This window comes from Streptomyces sp. NPDC005070, assembly GCF_053600395.1.
Genome location: NZ_JBSFZS010000230.1, coordinates 1 through 6,261 on the forward strand (window position 1 = coordinate 1; position 6,261 = coordinate 6,261).

Annotated in this window: 3 protein-coding genes; 2 read left to right on the forward strand and 1 reads right to left on the reverse strand. The window is 69.8% G+C overall.

Annotated features, from left to right (window positions below; translation table 11 throughout):
* Positions 1–58: 58 nt before the first annotated feature.
* Complete coding sequence (locus ACWEBX_RS36315) at positions 59–2,920, forward strand: TIGR03767 family metallophosphoesterase (RefSeq protein ID WP_451889009.1); 2,862 nt, start codon at positions 59–61, stop codon at positions 2,918–2,920.
* A gap of 212 nt (positions 2,921–3,132) precedes the next feature.
* Here ACWEBX_RS36315 and ACWEBX_RS36320 read toward each other — a convergent pair whose 3' ends face one another.
* On the reverse strand, positions 3,133–5,100 hold the full coding sequence (locus ACWEBX_RS36320) for a hypothetical protein (protein ID WP_451889010.1): 1,968 nt from the start codon (positions 5,098–5,100) through the stop codon (positions 3,133–3,135).
* 306 nt (positions 5,101–5,406) lie between these two features.
* On the opposite strand from ACWEBX_RS36320, the gene ACWEBX_RS36325 reads away from it, so the two are divergent.
* Positions 5,407–6,261, forward strand: an 855-nt coding sequence (locus ACWEBX_RS36325) for a hypothetical protein (protein ID WP_451889011.1), incomplete at its 3' end; no start/stop codon positions are given.

Sequence of the window (6,261 nt, forward strand, 5' to 3'; positions counted from 1 at the left end):
GGAACGAAATGGAACGCCGCAAGAGGAGACGGGTTCGACCTCTCCTGGGAGACATGGCGTGGGTATCTCGCGAAGAAGGCTACTGACGGCGACCGGAGTGGGTGTGGTGGCGGCCGCCATCGACGCGGGCGGCTTCCGCGCCGCCGCCGAGGCCACAACCTCGATGGGTGCCGGCAGGAAGGCCGGTACGGCGACTGCCTCCCCATCGGACGTGCCGGTGGTCACCACGTGGGACCAGACGGTGCAGCGGGCGAGCTACGCCCAGGGAGCGGGCTACCAGCGGCTCGTCGCCGGGCCGGGCGAGCCGCACACCATCCGCACCGAACTCTGGTCCCGCTTCGGCCCTCCGACGACGGCTCTGGCGGCGTTCGCGCAGATGACCGACCTGCACATCGTGGACGACCAGTCGCCGGCCCGCCTGGAGTTCATGGACCGCTACGCCGACGCCGGCGCCCCGCACTACGCCTCGTATCCCACCGACTCGGCCTACCGGGGTCACGAGTTCCTCTCGACGCAGGTCGTCGACGCGATGTGCCAGGCCATCGCCGGGACCGGCAAGGGCCCGCGGAGCCGGATGCCGCTGCAGTTCACCATCGTCACCGGCGACGCGATCGACAACTGCCAGCACAACGAGAACCGCTGGTACATCGACCTGCTCGACGGCGGCCAGACCATCGTCCCGGACTCCGGCGCCATCGGCCTGGACCAGAGCTTCGCCGGCGGCGCCCTGACCGGCGGCGGCACCGGGGACAACCACTACTACTACCCGTCCGTGCCGCCGCAGCAGGTGCCGGGCAATCAGTACACCGGCACCTCCGGCCTCGGATTCCCCTACGTCCCCGGGCTGCTGGACGCGAGCGGCGCGGTGGGCGCGGCCCGCCGGCCGTTCGTCTCCCACGGCCTGGGCATGCCCTGGTACGCGGCGTACGGCAACCACGACGGCCTGTGGCAGGGCAACGAGCCCATCGACAACAACCTCGTCGACGTGCGGGGCATGACGGTCGGCACGTCCAAGACCACCGGCACCTCCGCGGATCTGCCGGACAACTACAGCGACCTCGGCACCTTCGGCAAGCTGATGGTCGCCTGGGACCTGGAGGGAACCCGGGTCGTCGCGGACCCCAACCGGCGGCTGCTGTCGCGCAAGGCCTTCATCCAGGACCACTTCAACACCGCCGGCCTGCCGGTCGGTCACGGATTCCAGGGCGCCGGAATCGACAGGGCCTACTACGCGATCCCGTCCGGCTCCGGCGACCCGATCCGCTACATCACCCTCGACTCCACCAACACCAACACCGACGGCTTCGGCTCGGGCGCCGCGGGCGGCTCGATCGACACCGACCAGCTCAACTGGCTGGAACAGCAGCTCAGAGCGAACAGCTCACGCTATGTCAACACCAGCAACCACATCGTCACGCAGAGTGGTGTGCAGGACAAGATGTACGTCATCTTCTGCCACCACACGCTCAACACCATGGACAACCTCGACGACGGCATCTTCGGCGGCATCTTCGGGGACCGGCACACCGGCGACGAACTCAAGACACTGCTGCTGCGCTACCCGAACGTGATCGCCATGGTCAACGGCCACACACACGCCAACAAGATCATCCCCCATCCGGCGCCGGCCAACAGCCCCATCTCCGGCGGCTTCTGGGAGATCTCCACGGCCTCGCACATCGACTGGCCGATCCAGAGCCGCATCATCGAGATCATGGCGAGCCCCGACGCGCAGAACGCGGGGGAGTTCGGCTCCTCCGCCGGCCCCGCCACCCTCTCGATCTTCACCACCATGGTCGACCCCGCCGCACCCCTCTCCTTCGGAGGTGACACCAGCACCTCTGCGCAACTGGCCTCCCTGGCACGGGAGCTGGCCACCAACGACCCGCAGGAGGTGAACCGCGGCATCACCCTTCGCATGGGCGGCAACCAGGACCGCAACACGCAACTGCTCCTGCCGGCCCCCTTCCCGCTGCACGCTCCGCACCCGCTCGGTTCGCCGGTCGCCGTGGCCCGCAACGGTGACGGGCGGCTGGAACTGTTCGGAACGGACGCGCAGGGCAACCTGTGGAACACCAGCCAACTGACGGCCGGCGGTGACCTGCGGACCTGGACCAAGATCGCCGGCGGGCCCGGGTGGCAGTCCGTCACCGCCGCCACCAACCAGGACGGCCGGGTCGAGGTCTTCGCCCTCGACCAGAACGGCTCCGTCAACCGCCGAGCGCAGACAAGCGCGGGCAGCGACACCTACACGGCGCCCCAGCAGTTCGACTCCGTCTTCACCTCGGCGACCGCGGTCCAGGACCAGTGGGGCGGCCTGCAGGTCTACGCGACCCGCGGCGACAACACCATCCGCCACCGCTGGCAGGACTTCCTGAACGACGACACCGCCTCGAACGGCTGGTTCACCCCCTGGACCCAACTCGGCGGCACCGCGATCCAGTTGGCCGTCGAGACCGGCTCCGACGGGCGCGCCGTGCTGGTCGCCATCAAGGAGGACGGCCTCCTCATCCAGCGCAAGATGAACGTGGCCAACGCCCAGACGGAGAGCGAGTGGGGCGGGGCACTGCCGGTCGACGGCATCCTCGACTCCATCGACCTGGCCCGCAACCTCGACGGACGCCTGGCGATCTTCGGCACCAACCCGGACGGGATGCTCTGGCGCCGCTTCGAGACCGCCCCGGGCAGCGGGACATGGCAGGCGTGGGCTCAGATACCGGTGCAGGCCGGTGCCACCACGCTGAGGATGCGTCACGTATGCGCCGAGCGAAGCGGAACCGGCAGGATCGAGCTGTTCGCCGTCGACAACACAGGCACGCTGTACCACTGCGCGCAGGCCGGCCCCAACAGCGCCAACTGGACACCCTGGCAGGCCTGCGACGTCAAGCTGCGCGCCACGCACACCCCCGGCGGGCTGTGAAAGACCCGGCGACACCTGATCCGTCCCGCTCTTCCGCCTGAACGCAGATGCCGGCCCAACCGCTCAGCAGGCGGGGCCGGCACCCGCACGAGTCTCCGTCGAACGCGGCGCGAGCGGGCCGCTGCCGGGAACGATGCGGCACCGCCCACCGGCCCGACGGGTTCTTCGCCCAGGAGCGGGCCGGTCGGCGGACGACAGCGTGACGGGCCCGGTCAGGCGGGCCAGTACGAGCACCGCACCCCGGTGTGCACCGCGTGCCGAAGGTGCTCGCCGATCAGCGGGTCGGCTGCCGCGATCCGGTCCAAGGCCCGGCGGACGGCCTTGCTCACCGCGACCCGGGAGCGTTCCTCGCCGTCGGGGAAGCGGCGGGCGCGTCCGCTCAGGCCCGTGGAACCCGCCAACTGGCTCATCAGCCAGTCGTGTTCGGCCTGGGCCACGGTGGCACGTTCCTGATCGTGGGCAGCCTTGAACGCGTCCAGTTCGGTGCGCAGCCAGGCCAGACGATTGCGGTACTCCTGCATCGCCACCCGGTCCAGTACCGGCTGCTCGGGCAGCGCCGAGTGCCCGGCGATCTCGTTGAACGCGGTCAGCCCGGCGACGAGTTCGGCAGCCCGGACCTCTTGGCGTGGGTTGGCGATCAGCACCACCAAGTGGAGCATCCCCACGCTGTGCTCCACCAGGACGCTGCGCCCGCCGAGCCCGATCCGCCACTTACGGCCCAGCCGGGTGCAGAAGGCCACGGGCTGTGCCTGCCCGTCCTTGCCCTGCGCACCCGTGCTGCCCTGTCCGTCGGTCCTCGGCGGCGGCTCCGCGGCGACCGTGGCCATCTCCAGCCGGACGGCGTCGGCCTCTGCCGGCCGGCCGGCCCGTACGAGCGCCACCGCGAGCCGGTCCCAGGAGGCATTGACCGCGGGCCAGTGTGCCAGGGCGAGGTTCTGCCGCGCCGCGTCCCGCAGATGGGTCACGGCCCGCTCGACGTCGCCCATGGTCAATGCGGCGACCCCCAGCGCGTGGTGGGTCGAGCCGAAGCAGGCGACGGCAAGACTGCCCACGACCGGCAGGTGGGCATAGGGACTCAGCAACTCGTAGACCCGTGCCGCCGTGGCGGTGTCGTCGAGGAGATAGGCGGCCTCCGCGACACCGTGCATCGTCACCATCCAACTGCTCGACCGCGGCAGGTCGCCGAGGTCGCGGCCGCAGAGCGTGGCCAGCGCACTGACGGCCTTCCGCCGGTCCCCGGCCGTCACCGCGGCCACCGCCAGCGCTGCCATGGCGTGATCGTCCACGGCGCTCAGCGTCGGCGAGTTGACCACTTCGCTGAGGAGCGGCACGAGCTCTCCCACCCGGCCCTGGTACCAGCGTATGGTCACCATCTGGGCGGCCTGCCACACCGTGGCGTTGACGTCACCGGCGGCGATCCCTCGCTCGGTACAGGCCTTGGCCAGGGCCTCGGCCTCGTCGAGGCGACCCGCGCGGACGGCGAGCATGACCTCCATCGCGCTCACGACGAAACCCACCGCGAGATGGTCCTGTTCGGCCAGCAGGCCGCGCAGCTCGGCCAGGCAGCGTTCCGCGTGCGGGTCGCCGTCCAGGAACATGTCGACCGTCTGCCACAGCAGCCCCATCAACAGATCGCTGCGGCGGGAGGTACGGAAACTCTCCGCGACCAGTTCGGCGGCCAGTTCCCGGCGCAGTGAGCCATGCTCCGGGCCGATCAGACAGTGATGGGCCAGGCTCAACGCCTCCGCACGCGCCATCGGATTCTGCCGTGCCCTCGCCTGCTCGAGCAGCGCCAGTACCGCCGTGGTGTCGCTGGTGCGATAGCCGCCCTCCCCGGCCAGTCTGATCCGCAGCCGCAGTGCCAGCGAGGACTGGGAGTCCAGTAACTCCAGCGCCCGGCGTATCTGCGATTCCAGGAGTACCGAGCCGGCGACCGTACGGTGCTCATGCACCCACAAACCACCGAAGCCGAGCGCGGCCACCGCCATCGACCGTTCGTCGCCCACCGACTCGGCGATCCAGTAGGCGTGTTCGAAGCGGTCCCGGCCGGTGCGCAGATCGCCGTCGTCGACGACGGCACGCGTGCCCTCGTCGAGCAGGGTCTGAAGCTCACCGAACTCCCGGGCGTCCGCCCCGGCCGGACCGGCCGCGTCCCGAACGGGCGCATCGACATTGTTCACGGCTCTATTTCTCTCCTGGGTGTGCTCGACAACGCCAGGTGAAGCCGACCGGACCGCCGTGTCGGCCGTGATCGGTGGCCTTGCCGCAGGGCGAGGGACGGCGAGTGAGCCTAGCGCAGAGGCCGCAGCGGGGGAACAGCCCCAGACCGTACGGCAGGTGGCCACCGTATGAGGCCCGCGGTCCGGGAACCGCGGCGGAGGACGAAGGAACACGATGGCACGGCAGGGCACGGGACGGCACGACTTGGAACGCTCACCTCGCAGTGACACATTCACATCGTCCACTCTTTCGAAAGGGAATCAGTCGTGGGCTTTTTCGGGCATCGACGCTCCGCCCTGGGCGGCACCGTGGCATTCGCCGTCGGGTTCTTGCTCAGTGGAGGTCCGGCGGCGTCCGCCGCCCCCGCCGCGGCGCCGGCCTTCTCCATCACCTCCGACAGCCAGCAGGATCTGTTCGTGCAGGCGATCGACACACCCGACGCGGTGGTCCGGATCGCCGGGAACGTGGACCTGGACCTGACCGGACGGGAGTCTCTGCCGGTCGCCCCGGGCGTGCAGATCCTCGGCGACCGGTCGCAGCGCCCCCAGGGCCCGCGGCTGTTCACGACCTCTTTCCCGCGCATCCTCTTCAGGGTCGGGAACGACGGGGACGGGACGCACAGCGACAACGTGCGGTTCAGCGGGATCCGGTTGCAGGGTGCGGAGAGCGACGACCCCTATTCGGCGGTCGACACCAGCGACTCCGACGGAATCCGGGTGGACTCGAGCCTGAACGTGGAGATAGACCACAGCGAGATCGATCACTGGCGCGGCTCGGCGGTGAACATCCAGGACGGCCAGAACCGGATCGGTCTGTGGAACGCCCAGACCGTGCGGGTGCACGACAACTACATCCACCACAACCAGCACCCCACCGGCATCATCTGCTGCGGTCACGGCGCGGGCTACGGCGTGGTGACCGGCCATGGCGCCTATGCCCTGATCGAGCGGAACGTGTTCGACTACAACCGGCACGCGATCACCGGCGACGGTTCGGCCGGGGACGGCTATCTGGCGTACCGCAACCTGATCTTGGGCGGCGGCGGGGACAACTCCCATGTCTGGCACGAACCTTTCCCGGTGGTCGCCGGGAGCGCCGCAGCGCTTCCGGTGCCTCTCACC